This window comes from Pseudoclavibacter sp. 8L (genome assembly GCF_902506465.1).
GTDB lineage: Bacteria > Actinomycetota > Actinomycetes > Actinomycetales > Microbacteriaceae > Pseudoclavibacter.
This window is the reverse complement of record NZ_LR733186.1, coordinates 669,702-686,542: the sequence shown is the minus strand read 5'-3', so window position 1 is coordinate 686,542 and position 16,841 is coordinate 669,702. Positions and strand designations below refer to the sequence as shown.

Below are 16,841 nucleotides of genomic sequence, written 5' to 3'. Positions count from 1 at the left end.
GCTACGACAGCGCGGCCGACGGCGCGCGCTGCAAGCTTCGGATTCTCTGTACGCTCAGTGCATGGTCAAGCAGCGCAGCGCCCTCGACAGCATCCCCGCCTACAAGCAGGGTGCCATGCCGAGCACCAGCGACGTCGTCAAGCTCTCCTCCAACGAGAACCCGTTCCCGCCGCTCGCCTCCGTGCGCGCCGCCGTGGCCGAAGAGCTCGAGCGCATCCACCTCTACCCGTCGATGGCGGCACCGGAGCTCACCGCGCGCGTCGCGACGCTCCAGGGCGTCGAACCCGAGAACATCGTCTTCGGTGCGGGCTCCGTCGAGGTGGCCACGCAGCTCGTCCAGGCCAGCGCGGGAGAAGGCGACGAGGTCATGTTCGCCTGGCGCAGCTTCGAGGCGTACCCGATCATCGCGATCGGTGCAGGAGCAACGCCGGTGCAGGTGCCCCTCACCGCCGATGAGCGCCACGACCTCGACGCCATGGTCGACGCCATCACCGATCGCACCGCGATCATCTTCGTCTGCAACCCCAACAACCCCACGGGTGCGACTCTCACCCACGCCGAGGTCCGTGCGTTCATCACACGCGTCCCCAGCGACGTGCTCGTCGTCATCGACGAGGCCTACGAGCACTTCAACCGCGACGCCGAGACCGCCATCGGCATCGACCTCTACCGGGAGTTCCCCAACGTCGCCGTCCTGCACACCTTCTCCAAGGCCTACGGCCTCGCCGGCCTCCGCATCGGCTACGCCGTCGCCCAGGCAGACGTCGCAGCCAACCTCCGCAAGGTCTCCGTGCCCTTCGCCGTCTCCGCCCTCGCCCAGACCGCCGCCCTCGCCTCCCTCGACGCCGAAGCCGAGCTCGGCGAGCGCATCGACGACATCGTCAGTGAACGCACCTTCGTCACCGAAGAGCTCCGGGCCCAGGGCTGGAACATCGGCGAATCCCAGGCGAACTTCGTCTGGCTCAGGCTCGGCGACGACACCGAGCACATCGACGCCGCACTCACCCGATCCGGTGTGCTCGCGCGCGCCTTCCCAGGCGAAGGCATCCGCATCACCATCGGCTCGCCGGAAGCCAACCGCCGCTCGCTCGCCGCGCTCGCTGGAGTCAGACAGGAGGCGACGAGATGAGCACCTGGCGCATCCGCGATTTCCAGCCGACGGACATGGACGCGCTGCTCCGCCTCTGGGAGCAGCACCGCCGTTCTGGCACGGAACCCGTGTACGGCCTCAGCGAGGTCATCGCCTCGACCCGCAAGGACACCGCTGTCGTCGCGGTCGCGGGCGAGAAGATCGTCGGCGTCGCGGTTGCGCGTGCGGCCCACGACCAGGGCTGGATCGTGTTCTTCGGGACCGACGACGAATGGCGCCGCCGCGGAATCGGCGGGGCGCTACTCGCCTCCCTCGAGCAGCGGATGGCGCAGCACGGGCTGCAGAAGCTCACGATCCTCGTTCCTGACGAGCAGACGCAGGTGGGGGCGCTCACGAAGGCAGGGTTCGCCGACAAGCGCCACCTGCGCTATTTCGAACGGGAGATCCGCGTCAAGCAGCAGGAGATGGTGGCCCTTCGTGAGCTCGGCGGCCGCATCCTGCCCTCCGACCGCTGGGACGCGATCGGCGGCATGCAGCATGAGAAGGACGTGCTCGAGCGACGACTCGTGCTGCCGCTCAGCGACCCCGACCTCGCCGAAGAATACGGCGTCGTGCCGCCTCGCGCGATCGTGCTCTTCGGCCCTCCGGGCACGGGCAAGACGACCTTCGCGAAGGGCATCGCCTCTCGTCTCGGCTGGCCGTTCGTCGAGGTCTTCCCATCGCGCCTGTCAGCATCGCCGCGCGGTCTCGCCGGCGAGCTCCGCGAGACGTTCGAGCAGGTCGAGTCGCTCGAGCATGCCGTCGTCTTCATCGACGAGGTCGAGGAGATCGCGTCGCACCGAGGCGGGGAGCCGCCGTCGCCCACGCAGGGCGTCACCAACGAGCTCCTGAAGATCATCCCCGCCTTCCGGGAGAAGCCAGGGCGACTCCTCATCTGCGCCACCAACTTCATCCGCGCCCTCGACCAGGCGTTCCTTCGCCACGGCCGCTTCGACTACGTCATCCCGATCGGGCTGCCGGATGCCGCCGCGCGTCGCGCCATCTGGGAGCGGTACGTGCCCGAGTCGGTGAGCGACTCCGTCGACGTGCCCGCGCTTGTCGAGCAGACGAGCGGATACTCGCCCGCCGACATCGAGTTCGCCGCACGCCGTGCCTCGCAGGTCGCGCTCGAGCGTGCCGTCGCGGCCCGCAACTCCGGTGACGTGGTGCCGCTCGGCCCCACCACCGACGACTTCCTCGCCGCCATCTCCTCGACGCGCACGACCGTGTCGAGCGAGGTCGAGCGCGAGTTCGAGGAGGACATCTCGGCGATCGCCCGCGTGTAGCGGGGCGCGGCTGTCCAGCATCAGTGCAGGACCGCGTCGAACGTCTGTGTTTCGGCGCCATCGGCCGAAAATTGCACCGAAGCTGGACAGCGGCCGGCCGAGGACCGCGCGTCCGAACGAAGAAGAGGGACCGGATGCGATGCATCCGGCCCCTCTTCTGTGCAGCTGAGGCTAGGCCTTCTTGGCTGCGCTGTCTTCGTCGTCGGACGTGATGTCGAAGTCGTCGACCTCGTCATCGCCGGCCGGGTCGAGCTCTGCTTCGTCCTCGTCGAGGTCGTCGTCCTCGTCGGAATCCTCGAGCTCGCTCTCGATCTCGTCGATCCACTCGTCGAGGAGGTCCTCTGCTGCCTCGTCGTCGGAGGCGGACTGCACCTCGAGGGTGCCGTCGCCCCACAGGCGCGAGGAGACGCGGACGTCGTCGGTGTCCTCGACGGCGTCGTGTGCCTCCGACTCGAACTCGTTGGCGATCTTCGCCGCTTCGTCTTCGGATTCGGCTTCGATGACGAGCGCCGAGACGACCTCGTATTTCAAGAGCACGGCGTAGGTAGGCATGGGGCGACTCCTCGTGACTGCGAGCGCACCGCTCGCAGAATGAAGGTACTCGTGACCGAGCGCCCAGACAAGCTGAGGCCGGTGCGTCGCGGATGACACCTTGGTGAAGAGTTTCCAGCGTCCCGGCGCTCGACGTAGGCTCGCGTCATGCCACTCGATGCGCCAGCCCTCCTCGATGCGACCGCCAGTGCACGCGGCGGCGAGGCCAAGCGGTCTCCGCTCGCCGTCGCCGTCGCCCAGTACGCCCCTGGCTCGGATCTCGCGGAGAACGAGCGGCTGCTGCGCGAGAACGTCGCTCTGGCGGCGGATCGCGGAGCCCAGCTGGTCGTCGTTCCCGAGTACGCGAGCTTCTTCCTGCCGGAGCTCGGGCCAGAGCTCGTGCGGAACGCGCAGGACCTCGATGGGCCCTTCGTCTCGCTCATGCGCTCGCTTGCGGCAGAGCACGGCGTGACGATCGTCGCCGGTCTCGTGGCGACGTCGGAGGACCCGCAGCGCTTCGCCAACACGCTGGTCGCCGTCGACGCCACGGGCGAGGTCGTCGCCCAGTACCGCAAGGTGCACCTCTACGACGCGTTCGGGGCCAAGGAGAGCGACTGGGTCGTGGCCGGCGACACGGCCGCGCCGCAGACGTTCGTGGTCGGCGGCGTCCGGGTCGGGTTGCAGACCTGCTACGACCTTCGGTTCCCCGAGGTCTCGAGGACCCTCGTGGATGCGGGGGCCGAGCTCATCGCGATCCCCGCGGAATGGGTGCGCGGCCCGCTGAAGGAGCATCACTGGACGACCCTGCTCGCGGCCCGCGCCATCGAGAACACGGTCTACGTCGCCGCGGCCGACCATCCAGCTCCCATCGGCGTCGGCCACAGCGCCGTCATCGACCCGAGGGGCGCGACGATCGCGGGCGGGGGCATCGAGGCGGGGCTCTCCATCGGCTGGGTGTCGCTCGAGGTGCTCGACTCGGTTCGCGAGCAGAACCCGGCGCTCGAGCTCCGGAGATACCGGGTCGTGCCGGTCGAGGCACCGCCGACGGACTGAGTCGCCGCTACCGGCTGAGCTCGCCCAGCCGGTCGAGCCTGCGCATGCCTTCCTCGAGCACCTCGTCGCTCTTGCAGAATGCGAAGCGAACCAGTGAGCGGTAATCGCCCTGGCGCTCAGGCGTGCACAGTGCGGCGACGGGGATGCCGACCACCCCGATCTCGCGAGGCAGCCGTCGGCACAGCTCGGTCGCATCCGTGTACCCGATGCTCGCCGCGTCGGCGATCGCGAAGTAGCCGGACGCCGGCGTAGCCGTCTCCAGGCCACGGCTGCGCAGCGCGGTCACGAGCAGGTCGCGCTTGGCGCGGAGCCGATCGCGTTCCTCGTCGAAACGACGCTCCTGAAGCCTGAGCCCCACGGCGACGGCTGGCTGGAACGGCCCGCTTCCGACGTAGCTGAGGTACTGCTTGACCGCGAGCACCGCTTCGATGAGGGCGGCGGGCCCAGTGACCCAGCCGACTTTCCAGCCGGTCACGCTGAAGGTCTTGCCCGCCGAGCCGATGCTGAGCGTGCGCGACGCCGCTCCCGGGAGGCTGGCGATGGCGACATGCGATCCGTCGAAGACGAGGTGCTCGTAGACCTCGTCGGTGACGATGATCGCGTCGTGGCGAGCGGCGAGATCCACGATGAGCTGGAGCGTCTCGCGGGGGAGGACGGCACCCGTCGGGTTGTGCGGCGTGTTGACGATGATGAGGCGGGTCCGGTCGGAGACCGCGCGCCTCAGCTCATCGTGATCTGGCCGGAACGCGGGCCACCTGAGCGGGACGGTCACGAGGCGGGCATCGGCGAGGCGAGCGAGCGCCCCGTATGCGTCGTAGTGGGGTTCGAGGACCACGATGTCCTCGCCCGGCTCGACGAGCCCGAGCACCGTCGCCGCGAGTGCCTCGGTGGCGCCGACGGTGACGAGCACCTCCCGGTCGGGGTCGAGCACAACGCCGCGGAACCGCAGCTGGTGCTCGGCGATCGCCGCACGCAGATCGGCGGTCCCCCGGGGCGGTGGGTACTGATTCTCACCGCGCGCGATCGCCTCGATCGCCGCATCCAGCAGCTCCCGCGGTCCCGCGTAGTCGGGGAAGCCCTGCCCCAGATTCACCGATCCCGTGGTGCGGGCGAGCTCGCTCATCTCACCGAAGACCGTGCCCTGCAGTTCGCCACTCGGGGACAGGAGGCCAGCCCCCTGGGCCGCCCGGAGCCATGGTCCGTCTCTGCGCATGCATCCAGTCTGTCATCGCCCGGTCACGATCGAATCTCGAACCGCGACGTGCCGCCGAAACCAGAGCGATCGCTCCGTCCGCTCCCTAGACTTGCGCCACGGATGCGCCCCGACGCATCGAGAGAACGTCAGGATCCTCATGCTCGACTCATCCCCCGCTGCGGGCGCCGACGCGAACAGCGCGCAGCCCCAGTCGAGCGCTGCGCGGGCTGAGGAGCACGGTCGCCACCGGGCTGGGGCGCACCTGCATTCCATCCACGACGATGCCCCCGTGATCACCCGGCGCACCGGCCTCCTCGTCGTCGCGGGCATCGCGGTCGTCGCGGCGGTCATCGGCGGGCTGAGCGGGGCGCTCATCACGGCCAATGTGATCAACCAGCCCAACCAGGACGCCCAGCGTCTCACGCAGCCGCTCGGCTCCCCGAGCGAGCCGACCGCTCCGCTGCCGGGAGAGGCCAGCGCGGCGATCGTCGGGGCCGCCCCGAGCGTGGTCACGCTCACGGTCTCGACGCCCACCCGCACCGAGACGGGGTCTGGCGTCATCTACTCGGGCGACGGGCTGGTCATCACCAACGCCCACGTCGTGACGCTCGACGGCACGGTCTCGGATGCGCAGATCACGGCGACGACCAGCGACGGTCGGGTCTACACGACCACTCGGGTCGGCTTGGACGTGCTCGCCGACGTCGCCGTGCTGCGGCTGACCGACGCCAGCGGGCTCCAGCCCGCCTCCTTCGCCGATTCCGACCAGATCGTGGTCGGCCAGTCCACGATCGTGCTCGGGGCCCCGCTCGGACTCGCCGGCACTGCGACGACGGGTGTGGTCTCCGCGGTCAACCGCAGCATCGAGATCGCCTCGGCCGCGGTGCCGCCGACGGTCGACGAGAACGCAGCGACCGACTCGCCCCTCAGCTCCACGACCGACCCGGGCAAGAGCATCGTCCAGCTTCCCGTCATCCAGACGGACGCCGCCATCAACCCGGGCAACTCGGGCGGTGCCATGCTGAACGCGAACGGCGAGGTCATCGGCATCAACGTGGCGATCGCGGGCACCAAGTCCGGTGGCCAGGGGCAGGCCGCCTCGAGCGGCAGCATCGGCCTGGGCTTCGCACTGCCCGCCAACTACGCCGTCCAGATCGCCGCGCAGCTCGCGGACGGGCAGACGCCGTCGCACGGCGCGCTGGGCGCGACAGTGCGCAACGCCGCGACCGTCGCGACGAGCAGCCAGAGCATCGTGGGCGCCTACGTCGACAGCGTCGTGGAGAACGGCGCCGCGTCGATCGCGGGACTCAGCAGGGGAGACATCGTCACCTACATCGGCACGGTCCCCGTGTCGAACGCCAACGACCTCATCGCGCACGTCCGCGTCTACGAGGCGGGGGAGGTGGCCACGCTCACCGTCGTCAGACAGGGCGAGGTCATCGAGGTCGAGGTGTCCCTCGACGCGGCGGCCTAGGCTGCATCGGCCTAGGACACCCCGTCGGTCTCCTTGCCCTTCCCCCTGGTGAGCGCGAGCGGTACCCGGAAGAAGCTGAACGGCCCGCGCGTCAGTGCCTTGTGCTCGTCCCCGTCGTCCGGCTTTGAGCTGGCGAACTGCGGGTGCAGCTCGATGGGGAAGCTCGCGGGCGCCACGCCGAACGCCTCGCGGGACGTGCGCACGACCTCGTTGCTGAGTATCCGGTTGCCGGCGCCCCCGATGACGGCGCCGATGCCGAACGGCACGAGCCGCCCGACCGTGCTGGCCGACTGGCGAACGACGAAGCGCTTGAGGAACATCGACTGGATGCGCCCGGACAGCTCGCCGACCATCGCCCGCGGCAGCCGCTTCGTCACGATCTCGCCCCAGAACACCTGCTTCGCCGGGCCCTTGCCGAAGGCCTGACCCGCGAACTGCTGGATGAGGTTCTTGCTGGCTTTGCCGAGCATGAGGGACTGGATGAGGGTCCGCGCGCGCACGGGATCGGAGATGGGGAGTCCGTGGATCTCGGCGACCGCCTGACCGAAGAGGGAGGTCATCTCGAGGAAGCCAGCGGTCTCGACGCCCGTCACGGCGAGGGATGCCGCCGTGCCGACACCCGGCACCATCGCGGCGGCGCCAGCTGCGCCCCCGCTCACGGTCGTCGCGTTGAGGTACTGCTGCTCGATCTTCTTGATGAGCTCGCTCGGAGTCGCATCCGGGTACTTGCCGCGGAGGATGCGGATCTGCCGCAGCACGATCGGGCGCTGGATGGCCATGAGCCGGTCGAGCCAGATCTTGTCCTGCTCTCCCGCTGCCGAAGCCTGCTGCTCGTCGCGCGGGGGCAGCGGGGCGTAGCTCGCCGCGTCGGCACCTTCGTTGACGCGCGGAGTGCTGGAATCTGACACTGGACCTCCTCGGGATGGCACGGCCGAGCGCGGAGCGCATGGCGACGCGAGCAGTGTATGAGGACACGCCTGGGGGGAGCTTGGAGTCGCAGGGGCGGCGCGGCACGCCGGATCGTTGGTACGGTTGAGCGATGTCTTCGAAGAGCTCAGACGTCGGCGATGGCGCCGCCGACGATGTGAACGAGAGTGCTGCCAGCCCAGACGTACCGGAGGGCGACGCGAGTCGACCCCAGGCGATCATGGTCGAGGCGATCGTCGTCGACGACAGCGTGACCGCTTCATCGCTCGCAGAGGAGGAGGCCGCGGCGCAGGAGTCCGGCCTTCCGGCTGCCGTCAGGAACCCGGTTCTGGGTGCCGCGACGGCAGAGGGCCTCTCGACGATGACGCCCGTCACGCGTGTCACCGAGGCACCCGACCGTGAACTCGGCGACACCGTGCTGTCCGTCACCGGGCTCACGAAGCGCTTCGGCGCGGACGTCGCCGTTAACGACGTCACTTTCGAGGTCCGTCGTGGCTCCTTCACCGGCATCGTCGGACCGAACGGCGCCGGGAAGACGACGACCCTGTCGATGGCGACGGGGCTGCTGAAGCCGACGAGTGGCACCGTCGAGGTGCTCGGCCTCGACGTGTGGAAGAACCCGAAGGCCGCCCATCCCCACATCGGCATCCTCCCGGACCGGCTGCGTCTCTTCGACCAGCTCACGGGCGGACAGCTCCTCTACTACTCGGGTCTCCTCCGCGGCCTCTCGCCCGCGGACTCGCGGTCGCGAACCGAGTCGCTGGTGCACGCCTTCGAGCTCGAGTCGGCCGCCAACCGCCTCGTCGTCGACTACTCGGCGGGCATGACGAAGAAGATCTCGCTCGCCGCCGCCCTCATCCACTCGCCGGAGCTGCTGGTGCTCGACGAGCCGTTCGACACGATCGACCCGGTGTCGGCGGGGCAGCTCATCGACATCCTGCTCGAGTACGTGCAGCGCGGGGGAACGGTGCTGCTCTCGAGCCACAGCATGGACCTCGTGCAGCGCGTCTGCGACCACGTCGCCGTGATCGTTCGGGGCGAGCTCCTCGCTTCCGGCACGGTGAGCGAAGTGCGCGGCAGCATCACACTCGAAGAACGCTTCCGCGACCTCGTGCGCGGCACGCCACAGATGGAGGGGCTCGATTGGCTGGACATCTCCTTCAACTGAAGCTGCAGTCGATCCGCAACGGCGCTCGGCGCGACTCGCAGCATCGGGGGGCGTGGATCGGCACGCTCCTGCTGTCGATCCTCGCCGCGGTCTTCGCCGTCTTCGCGGTCCTGTCGCTGCTCGATTCGGACATCGAGGCGAAACGCGAGGCGGCCATCATCGCGGGATCGCTCGTGACCATCGCGACCGGGCTCGTGAGCGTCTTCGTGACGCCGATCGCCGCGATCGACCCGCGCTCCCTCGCGGTCATGGGCTTCTCGCCCCGGCGGTCGGCATGGCTGGCGCTCGGCACAGCGTTCGTCAGCGTGCCGTCGTTCGCGGTCACGATCGTCCTGCTGGCAGGGCTCCTGCTCTGGACCGGCGACTCGACTGGCCTGCTCGTCGCCATCGTCGGTGCCGCTCTGGTCCTCGCCACCCTCGTCGTGCTGTCGCGCCTCGCTGGTCTCGTCGGTGAAGACCTGCGGGCCAGACGGCTCGTGAGCGACGCCCGCGCAGCGCTTGTCCTGGTGCTCCTGCTCCTCGCCTCGCCCATCGTGTTCGTCGCGGTGTCCGTCGACTGGCAGCTGGGTGAGCACGAAGCCGTCAGCGCCGCGCTCGAAGTGCTCTCGCTCTCGCCGATCGCGGCCCCGTGGGCGGCAGCGGCGAGCGCGGCAGGCGGAGACCTGCAGCTCGCCTTCGGGCAGCTCGGCATCGGTGCGGTCACGCTCGTGGTCCTGCTCGTGCTCTGGCAGGTCGTTGCCGGCCGAGTCGCCTCCGCTGCCCTCGGCGGCGACGAGACCGAGCTCGTCGATCTCGGCGCGTTCGGGGCATTCGGCCGTTCGCCTGCGCTTGTCGTGGCGGCTCGGACGGTCACCTACTGGATGCGCGACCCGCGGTACGTCGTCGTCAACGTGTCGATCATCCTCATCCCACTGCTCGCCCTGATCCCGCTGGCGGTCGTCGGCGTCGAGCCGCGGCACCTGGCGCTGCTGCCTTTGCCGCTCCTGGCGTTCTTCATCGGGTGGACCCTCCACAACGACCTGGCCTTCGACGGCTCTGCGGTGTGGATGCACGTGACGAGCGGCATGTCCGGCCTCTCCGACCGCTTCGGTCGCGCCCTCCCGACGCTCGTCTTCGGTACGGTCGTCGTCGTTCTCGGCGCGCTTGTGACCTGGCTCATCGTGGGTGAGTGGGGCACGATCCTCGCCCTCGTCGGCCTGTCGCTCGGCCTGCTCTTCGCTGCGACGGGCTTCTCGAGCATCGGCAGCGTGCTGCACCCGTATCCGGTTGCGCGACCGGGCGACTCGCCGTTCAGCCAGCCCGTGCGGTCTTGGGGGTCCGGCGTGTTCTGGCACCCCACGACCGGCTTCATCGCGATCCTCCTCATGGGCCCGTCCGTCTACGCGGGTCTCGTCGCCCTCAACGGCGGCGAATCCTGGTGGAACTTCGTCGCCCTCGGCTGGGGCGTCGTCGTGGGGCTCATCGTCCTCATCGTGGGCTTGAACGCGGGTGCCAGGCAGTTCGAGCGCCGCTCCAGCGAGATCATGGCGTTCGCGCAGAGCGCGTAGCCATCCGGTGGGGTCCGCGGTTTGCGTTCTAAGATGATCGGCATGACGTTCTCCAGCACCCCAACGGGCCCCGGCGGGCCAGACGAGACCGGCGGCGGTACGGCGATCCTCGATCGCGAGCTCGAGAAGCTCCTCAACGAGGAGCAGACCGACGACCCGGGCGACCACGACAAGTTCTCGCACTACGTGCGCAAGGAGAAGATCCTCGAGTCGGCGGTGACAGGCAAGCCGGTGCGCGCGCTGTGCGGCAAGAAGTGGCTGCCGAACAGCAATCCCGACCGCTTTCCCGTCTGCCCGAACTGCAAGGCGGTGTACGACAAGATGAAGGGCTGAGCCGCGCATCGAACGGATGCACGAGGCTCACCCCGCACGCGCGACGGCCGCGAACCCGAGATGGGTTCGCGGCCGTCGCGCTGTTCGGGCGTGAGGTGCCAGGGGTGTGTCAGACCCAGACGGTCTCGCGGCCGTCCTGCTCGACGAAGACCGTCGGCAGTGCGGCCTCGCCCGCGTGGAGGCGGAGCGCGCCGATCGGGAGCTCGTCGATGGCGGTGCGGTGGTGCTCTCGGGCGCTCTGCACGCCCGCCTGGCCCGTGTACTCCTCGTTGATGACGCCGTCGACGACGAGGTCGACGAGCAGCGAGCGGTCGCTCTTGTCGGAGACCGGGGGAGCACCGATGCCGACGACCTCGGCCTCGGCGATCCCGTGCTCGTCGCGGCGGCGGACGGGGAACTTCTCGCCGCCCACGCTGACCTTGCCCGTGGAACGCTTGGCGACCGACACCCATTCGCCGTCTTCGCCGCGGCGGGCGACGAGCTTGTAGACCATGCCGGAGGCGACGGAGCCGGATCCCGTGACGACGCTCGTGCCGACGCCGAACGAGTCGACGGGGCTCGCGCCGAGCCCGGCGATGGCGAACTCGTCGAGGTCGTTCGTGACCGTGATGCTGGTCGCGGTGTTGCCGAGCTCGTCGAGCTGCGCGCGCACCTCCGCGACGAGCGTCGGCAGGTCGCCGGAGTCGAGGCGCACGCCGCCCAGCTCTCGGCCGGCGACCTCGACTGCGAGGCGCACGCCCTCGCGAACGTCGTACGTGTCGACGAGCAGCGTCGTGCCGGCGCCGAGGGTGGCGACCTGCGAGGCGAACGCCTCGCGCTCGGAGTCGTGCAGCAGGGTGAACGAGTGCGCTGCGGTTCCCATCGTCGGCACCCCCCAGCTGCGTCCGGCTTCCAGGTTGCTCGTGGCCTTGAAGCCTGCGATGTAGGCGGCGCGGGCTGCTGCGACAGCTGAGCGCTCGCCGGTGCGGCGCGAGCCCATCTCGGCGAGCGGACGGCCTCGGGCGACGGAGACCATACGTGCGGCGGCGGAGGCGACCGCGCAGTCGTAGTTGTAGATGCTCAGCAGGAGCGTCTCGAGGATGACGCCCTCGGCGAAGCTCGAGCGAACCTCGAGGATGGGGGAGCCGGGGAAGTAGATCTCGCCCTCGCGGTAGCCGCGGATGGTGCCAGAGAAGCGGTAGTCCGCGAGCCAGTCGAGGGTCTTGGGGGAGACGATCGAGTGCTCGCGGAGGTGCGCCAGCTCGGCGTCCCCGAAGCGGAAGTCGCGCAGCAGTTCGAGCGCGCGCCCGACCCCCGCCACGACTCCGTAGCGGCGCCCGCTCGGCAGGCGCCTCCCGAAGAGCTCGAAGACGCTGTCACGATCGGCGGTGCCGGCGTGGACCGCGGCATCGATCATCGTGAACTCGTACTGGTCGGTGAGGAAGCCGGTAGACGGCCGTTCGGAAGTCACCGCCCCAGCCTAGGCGCAGCCGCGGGGCGCGCAAGGGTGCCCGGCGTGCGCATCCGCCCTCGGCTGATGCCTGGGAGTAGACTCGGCACTCATGAGCGAGGCACCGATCGGCGTATTTGACTCTGGTGTCGGCGGGCTGACGGTCGCGAGGGAGATCCGGGCGCAGCTGCCGGGGGAGTCGCTCCTCTACGTCGGAGACACCGAGCACACGCCGTACGGCCCGAAGCCGATCGCCGACGTCAGGCGTCTGTCGCTCGCGGTCCTCGACGAGCTCGTCGAGCAGGACGTCAAGATGCTCGTCATCGCCTGCAACACCGCGTCTGCCGCGGTGCTGCGGGATGCGCGTGAACGCTACGACGTGCCGGTCGTGGAGGTCATCGCGCCGGCCGTGCGAGCTGCCGTGAGCGCGACGCACAACAACCGCATCGGGGTGCTCTGCACCGAGGCGACCCTGTCGTCACGCGCGTACGACGACGCTTTCGCGGCGGCCCCCCACCTCGAGATCTTCTCGCAGGCCTGCCCGCTGTTCGTGGAGTACGTGGAGCGAGGCGACACGACGAGCCCAGAGCTGGTCCGGCACGCCGAGGAGTATCTGGCGCCCATCAAGGCGGCCGGCGTCGACACCGTCGTCCTCGGATGCACGCACTACCCGTTCCTGAAGGGCGTGCTCGGCTACGTGCTCGGCCCGGACGTCCGCCTCGTCTCGAGCGACGTGGAGACGGCGCAGGACGTGTACCGCGTGCTCGCCTCGAACGGTCTCCTCAACGCCAGCGGGCGAGCCCCGCAGTACTCCTACCGGGCGACGGGCGAGAACACGGAGGCGTTCGTGAACCTCGCCGGTCGCTTCCTCGGCCCCGACGTGCGCCACGTGGAGCGACTCATGACGGAGGCCATCAACCTGCCGCCGTCGATGCGCCGCCCCTGACGCGACGCGCCCCGATTTCCAGCACCGCATCCGACCCCTTGGAGGACCAATGACCGATGCACGCGCAGACGGCCGCACCCATGACCAGCTTCGCCCCGTGACGATCGAGAAGGGCTGGAGCGAGCAGGCAGAAGGCTCGGCCCTCATCTCGTTCGGGAAGACGAAGGTGCTGTGCACGGCCTCGTTCACACCCGGCGTGCCGCGCTGGCTCAAGGGGCAGGGCAAGGGCTGGGTCACGGCCGAGTACGCGATGCTCCCGCGCGCCACGAACGACCGCAACAGCCGTGAGTCCGTGAAGGGCAAGATCGGCGGGCGCACGCACGAGATCTCCCGCCTCGTGGGTCGCTCGCTGCGCGCGGCCGTCGACATGTCGGCGCTCGGCGAGAACACGATCGTCATCGACTGCGACGTGCTGCAGGCCGACGGCGGCACGCGCACCGCGGCGATCACCGGCGCGTACGTGGCGCTGGCCCAGTCGATCGAGTGGGCGAAGGCCAATAAGCACGTGCCGGCGAAGGCGAACGTGCTCACGCGCTCCGTTGCCGCGATCTCGGTGGGCATCGTCGACGGCGTCCCGCTGCTCGACCTGGCCTACGTCGAGGACGTCCGCGCCGGCACGGACATGAACGTCGTCGCGACGGGCGACGGCAAGCTCATCGAGGTGCAGGGCACCGCCGAGGGTGCACCGTTCGACCGTGAGGAGCTCGACCGTCTCCTCGATATCGCCCTCGCGGGCACGGCGACGCTCACGGAGCTGCAGAACGAGGCGCTCAAGGCATGAGCGAGCCGGTCCGGGTTGTCCTCGCCTCCCACAACGCGCACAAGCTGATCGAGCTGCGACGCATCCTGGGTGCGCAGCTCGACGGCATCGAGCTCGTCGCCTACGACGGTCCCGAGCCGCGCGAGACCGGTCTCAGCTTCGAGAGCAACGCGCTCCTCAAGGCGCGCGCCGCGGCAGAGCACACGGGGCTCCCGGCGCTGGCTGACGATTCGGGCATCTCGGTGGACGTGCTCGGCGGCTCGCCCGGCATCTTCTCGGCCCGCTGGTCCGGGCCCGCGAAGGACGCGAAGGAGAACCTCGAGCTGCTGCTGTGGCAGCTGAGCGACGTGTCGCATCCGAACCGCGCGGCGCAGTTCGTCGCGGCGGCGGCGCTGGTCGTGCCGGCGTCCGCGTCTGCGACGGGCGAGGAGCTGAGCGAGGCCGTGCTCGGCGTGTGGCCCGGCCGCATCCTCGAACAGCGGAGCGGGGAGCACGGGTTCGGCTACGACCCCATCTTCCAGCCCGACGGCGCCGAAGGCTCGGCCGCAGACCTCACGGATGCCGAGAAGGACGCCTCGAGCCACCGACGCCGCGCGTTCGACGCGCTCGCGCCGAAGCTGCGCGCGGCCCTCGGCCTGTAGCCGAGCCGGCTGGGCTGGTCCTGGCATCTCGCCCCGAGCACCCACCTGAGTTTCGGGATGGAAAAGTCGCTTCGTGCTGGAAAGTTCTCCAGCACGAAGCGACTTTTCCATCCCCATTCCACGCAGGGAACCCATCCCGAAGCTGAGAAGTCGGGTCGGGACTTCGCGTGCGCGGCCTGGAGCCGATCGTTAGAGGAGTGAGCTGGCTTCGGTGAGTACGCCGCGCAGTGTCTGCTCGATCTCGTCGAATTCTGCCTGCCCGATGGTGAGGGGCGGGGCGAGCTGGATGACGGGGTCGCCTCGGTCGTCGGCGCGGCAGTAGAGGCCCGCGTCGAAGAGGGCCTTGGAGAGGAAGCCGCGCAGGAGGCGCTCGGATTCCTCGTCATTGAAGGTCTCTCGGGTGTCCTTGTCCTTGACGAGCTCGATGCCGAAGAAGTACCCGTCGCCGCGGACGTCGCCGACGATGGGGATATCGAGGAGCTTCTCGAGAGCCGCGCGGAAGTGCGGCGAGTTCTCCTTGACGTTCTGCGTGAGGCGTTCTTCCTCGAAGATGTTCAGGTTCTCGAGGGCGACGGCTGCGGAGACGGGGTGGCCACCGAAGGTGTAGCCGTGCGAGAACGACGTCTGGCCGTGCTTGAAGGGCTCGTAGATGCGGTCGCTCACGATGGTGGCGCCGATCGGGGAGTAGCCGCTGGTCATGCCCTTGGCGCAGGTGATCATGTCGGGCTGGATGTCGTAGGTGGTGGACGCGAACATGTCGCCGATGCGGCCGAATCCGGTGATGACCTCGTCGGCGACGAGCAGCACGTCGTACTTGGTGCAGATCTCGCGCACGCGCTGGAAGTAGCCTGGGGGAGGCGTGAAACAGCCGCCGGAGTTCTGGACGGGCTCCAGGAACACCGCGGCGACGGTCTCTGGTCCTTCGAAGAGGATCATCTCCTCGATGCGGTTCGCGGCCCACTGGCCGAACTCGACGAGGTTGTCGCCGTGCTCGGGAGCGCGGTAGAAGTTCGTGTTCGGCACGCGGAAGCCGCCGGGGGTGAGCGGTTCGAACATCGCCTTCATCGCGGGGATGCCCGTGATGGCGAGGGCTCCCTGCGGCGTGCCGTGGTACGCCACCGAGCGGGAGATGACCTTGTGCTTGGTGGGCTGTCCCTGCAGCTTCCAGTAGTACTTGGCGAGCTTGAAGGCGGTCTCGACCGCTTCGCCGCCGCCCGTGGAGAAGAACACGCGGTTGAGATCGCCTGGCGCGTAGTCGGCGAGGCGGTCGGCGAGTTCAATGGCGTTCGGGTGGGCGTACGACCAGATGGGGAAGAACGCGAGCTCTGCGGCCTGCTTGGCAGCGGTCTCGGCGAGGCGCTGGCGGCCGTGGCCGGCGTTGACGACGAAGAGGCCGGAGAGGCCGTCGAAGTACTTGTTGCCCTTCGAATCCCAGATGTGGTGCCCGTCGCCCTTGACGATGATCGGCACCCCGGCGCCGTCTTCCATCACGGACTGGCGCGAGAAGTGCATCCAGAGGTGATCTTTGGCTTTCTGCTGCAGGTCTGCTTCGTTGAATTCGGTCATCGTCGATGCTCCTTCTCAGTGCTGATACTGGAACCGTACCCGTTGGTCGGGAGCGCCGGAACAGACAGACTGTCGAGTCGGAGGAGCTTCAAGCGCCTGAGTCGCGCTCGCAGTCAGACGAGCAGCTGGACGCAGGGATCCGAGATCAAGAACAGTGCGGAAGGCGGGACTTGAACCCGCACGCTCGAAAGCACAGGAACCTAAATCCTGCGTGTCTGCCAATTTCACCACTCCCGCAAGCACGAGCGAACCCGTGTGCTGAAGCCAGTCTAGGGCGGCGCTGGCCGCGCTCGAGGCACGACCGCCGAGCGGATGCGCGGCGGGGTCCTGCTCGGGTGAATCTGCCACGGCCGCGAGCGAGGGGCGTGTCGCCAACGTTGGCACTCTTGGCCGGATCTGCTCCTGGTCGAGTGAGCCCGACAATCCCATTCTCGGGACGAGAGGCAAGCATGTGCGAGCCCGTTTTCAGACACTACGCTGGACCGCATCACCGTGGCAGTGTCGTTGTGCGCGAACGTCACTCCGGCACCGACGACGGGAGCTTCACATGACGCTTCGGAGCATCTCTCGCGGCACGAGACTGCTGCCTGCATCGCTGGCCCTCCTGCTGCTGGTCGGCTGCAGCATCGATACCGGTGAAGACTGGCCGAACGCGGGGCGTCGACATGACGTTTCCACGTGATGTCCTTCACTCTGCGCGGCGACTTCACGTCTGAATCGGTCGATGTGTTCGACCTCGTTGTCGAAGACGTCTCAGCGTTGGAAGCGTCCATCCTCGGCCGTTCCGCTTCGGCCTAATCTCTCCTGACCGTGCGTCCTATAGCTCAGCCCGCCGGCCAAGCCAGAACGGTGATGG

15 protein-coding genes and 1 tRNA gene are annotated in these 16,841 nt (G+C 68.9%); 10 read left to right on the top strand and 6 right to left on the bottom strand.

Annotated elements, in window-relative coordinates:
• Positions 1-61 precede the first annotated feature (61 nt).
• Together hisC and GV007_RS10055 are read left to right on the top strand one after the other, a co-directional pair.
• Complete coding sequence (hisC, locus tag GV007_RS10060; protein WP_160072284.1) at positions 62-1,129, top strand: histidinol-phosphate transaminase; 1,068 nt, start codon at positions 62-64, stop codon at positions 1,127-1,129.
• Positions 1,126-2,415 carry an ATP-binding protein gene (locus tag GV007_RS10055; protein ID WP_104298578.1) on the top strand — a complete coding sequence of 430 codons (1,290 nt, stop codon included), beginning with the start codon at positions 1,126-1,128 and terminating at the stop codon, positions 2,413-2,415. The genes hisC and GV007_RS10055 overlap by 4 nt, the downstream gene beginning before the upstream one ends.
• Positions 2,416-2,586: 171 nt before the next feature.
• Here the strand turns inward: GV007_RS10055 and GV007_RS10050 are convergent, their stop codons facing one another.
• Positions 2,587-2,967, bottom strand: coding sequence for a hypothetical protein (locus GV007_RS10050; protein WP_160072282.1), 381 nt, complete (start codon positions 2,965-2,967; stop codon positions 2,587-2,589).
• Between the two features lie 147 nt (positions 2,968-3,114).
• Between GV007_RS10050 and GV007_RS10045 the strand changes: the two genes are divergently transcribed.
• Positions 3,115-3,999, top strand: coding sequence for a carbon-nitrogen hydrolase family protein (locus GV007_RS10045; RefSeq protein ID WP_160072280.1), 885 nt, complete (start codon positions 3,115-3,117; stop codon positions 3,997-3,999).
• A gap of 7 nt (positions 4,000-4,006) precedes the next feature.
• Here the strand turns inward: GV007_RS10045 and GV007_RS10040 are convergent, their stop codons facing one another.
• Positions 4,007-5,212, bottom strand: coding sequence for an aminotransferase class I/II-fold pyridoxal phosphate-dependent enzyme (locus GV007_RS10040; protein WP_160072278.1), 1,206 nt, complete (start codon positions 5,210-5,212; stop codon positions 4,007-4,009).
• A gap of 139 nt (positions 5,213-5,351) precedes the next feature.
• Between GV007_RS10040 and GV007_RS10035 the strand changes: the two genes are divergently transcribed.
• Positions 5,352-6,668 (top strand): S1C family serine protease, encoded by a 1,317-nt coding sequence (locus tag GV007_RS10035; RefSeq protein WP_160072276.1) that lies wholly within the window; start codon positions 5,352-5,354, stop codon positions 6,666-6,668.
• Positions 6,669-6,679: 11 nt separating this feature from the next.
• Here the strand turns inward: GV007_RS10035 and GV007_RS10030 are convergent, their stop codons facing one another.
• A complete protein-coding gene (locus GV007_RS10030) occupies positions 6,680-7,576 on the bottom strand; it encodes a hypothetical protein (protein ID WP_160072274.1) in 897 nt (298 codons plus the stop codon).
• 131 nt (positions 7,577-7,707) lie between these two features.
• On the opposite strand from GV007_RS10030, the gene GV007_RS10025 reads away from it, so the two are divergent.
• From GV007_RS10025 to GV007_RS10015, 3 genes are read left to right on the top strand one after another with little or no spacing between them, the layout of a single operon-like run.
• Positions 7,708-8,763 carry an ABC transporter ATP-binding protein gene (locus GV007_RS10025; RefSeq protein ID WP_308471704.1) on the top strand — a complete coding sequence of 352 codons (1,056 nt, stop codon included), beginning with the start codon at positions 7,708-7,710 and terminating at the stop codon, positions 8,761-8,763.
• Entirely contained in the window at positions 8,739-10,310 is a 1,572-nt protein-coding gene (locus tag GV007_RS10020) for a hypothetical protein (RefSeq protein WP_160072272.1), read from the top strand. Before GV007_RS10025 ends, GV007_RS10020 begins: the two co-directional genes overlap by 25 nt.
• A 42-nt stretch (positions 10,311-10,352) precedes the next feature.
• Positions 10,353-10,643: a DUF3039 domain-containing protein gene (locus tag GV007_RS10015; RefSeq protein WP_104253865.1), complete on the top strand. Its 291-nt coding sequence runs from the start codon at positions 10,353-10,355 to the stop codon at positions 10,641-10,643.
• Positions 10,644-10,752: 109 nt separating this feature from the next.
• Here the strand turns inward: GV007_RS10015 and GV007_RS10010 are convergent, their stop codons facing one another.
• On the bottom strand, positions 10,753-12,093 hold the full coding sequence (locus tag GV007_RS10010) for a nicotinate phosphoribosyltransferase (protein ID WP_104340843.1): 1,341 nt from the start codon (positions 12,091-12,093) through the stop codon (positions 10,753-10,755).
• A 91-nt stretch (positions 12,094-12,184) separates the two neighbouring features.
• Between GV007_RS10010 and murI the strand changes: the two genes are divergently transcribed.
• From murI to rdgB, 3 genes are read left to right on the top strand one after another with little or no spacing between them, the layout of a single operon-like run.
• Positions 12,185-13,018, top strand: coding sequence for a glutamate racemase (murI, locus tag GV007_RS10005; protein WP_160072270.1), 834 nt, complete (start codon positions 12,185-12,187; stop codon positions 13,016-13,018).
• A 49-nt stretch (positions 13,019-13,067) separates the two neighbouring features.
• Positions 13,068-13,799 (top strand): ribonuclease PH, encoded by a 732-nt coding sequence (gene rph / locus GV007_RS10000; protein WP_160072268.1) that lies wholly within the window; start codon positions 13,068-13,070, stop codon positions 13,797-13,799.
• Positions 13,796-14,419 carry an RdgB/HAM1 family non-canonical purine NTP pyrophosphatase gene (gene rdgB / locus GV007_RS09995; protein WP_160072266.1) on the top strand — a complete coding sequence of 208 codons (624 nt, stop codon included), beginning with the start codon at positions 13,796-13,798 and terminating at the stop codon, positions 14,417-14,419. Before rph ends, rdgB begins: the two co-directional genes overlap by 4 nt.
• Before the next feature lie 189 nt (positions 14,420-14,608).
• On the opposite strand, the gene GV007_RS09990 is transcribed toward rdgB, so the two are convergent.
• Both GV007_RS09990 and GV007_RS09985 read right to left on the bottom strand, forming a co-directional pair.
• Positions 14,609-15,985 (bottom strand): aspartate aminotransferase family protein, encoded by a 1,377-nt coding sequence (locus tag GV007_RS09990; RefSeq protein ID WP_104298587.1) that lies wholly within the window; start codon positions 15,983-15,985, stop codon positions 14,609-14,611.
• 155 nt (positions 15,986-16,140) lie between these two features.
• Positions 16,141-16,222 (bottom strand) — tRNA-Leu (locus GV007_RS09985).
• Positions 16,223-16,841 lie beyond the last annotated feature (619 nt).

Excerpts from the sequence above, each read along its gene's own strand:
- GV007_RS10035 (WP_160072276.1), top strand. The coding sequence starts at position 5,352 with ATGCTCGACTCATCCCCCGCTGCGGGCGCCGACGCGAACAGCGCGCAG.
- rph (WP_160072268.1), top strand. The coding sequence starts at position 13,068 with ATGACCGATGCACGCGCAGACGGCCGCACCCATGACCAGCTTCGCCCC.
- GV007_RS10050 (WP_160072282.1), bottom strand. The coding sequence starts at position 2,967 with ATGCCTACCTACGCCGTGCTCTTGAAATACGAGGTCGTCTCGGCGCTC.
- GV007_RS10015 (WP_104253865.1), top strand. The coding sequence starts at position 10,353 with ATGACGTTCTCCAGCACCCCAACGGGCCCCGGCGGGCCAGACGAGACC.
- GV007_RS10040 (WP_160072278.1), bottom strand. The coding sequence starts at position 5,212 with ATGCGCAGAGACGGACCATGGCTCCGGGCGGCCCAGGGGGCTGGCCTC.
- GV007_RS10045 (WP_160072280.1), top strand. The coding sequence starts at position 3,115 with ATGCCACTCGATGCGCCAGCCCTCCTCGATGCGACCGCCAGTGCACGC.
- hisC (WP_160072284.1), top strand. The coding sequence starts at position 62 with ATGGTCAAGCAGCGCAGCGCCCTCGACAGCATCCCCGCCTACAAGCAG.
- GV007_RS10025 (WP_308471704.1), top strand. The coding sequence starts at position 7,708 with ATGTCTTCGAAGAGCTCAGACGTCGGCGATGGCGCCGCCGACGATGTG.
- GV007_RS10055 (WP_104298578.1), top strand. The coding sequence starts at position 1,126 with ATGAGCACCTGGCGCATCCGCGATTTCCAGCCGACGGACATGGACGCG.
- GV007_RS09990 (WP_104298587.1), bottom strand. The coding sequence starts at position 15,985 with ATGACCGAATTCAACGAAGCAGACCTGCAGCAGAAAGCCAAAGATCAC.
- murI (WP_160072270.1), top strand. The coding sequence starts at position 12,185 with ATGAGCGAGGCACCGATCGGCGTATTTGACTCTGGTGTCGGCGGGCTG.
- rdgB (WP_160072266.1), top strand. The coding sequence starts at position 13,796 with ATGAGCGAGCCGGTCCGGGTTGTCCTCGCCTCCCACAACGCGCACAAG.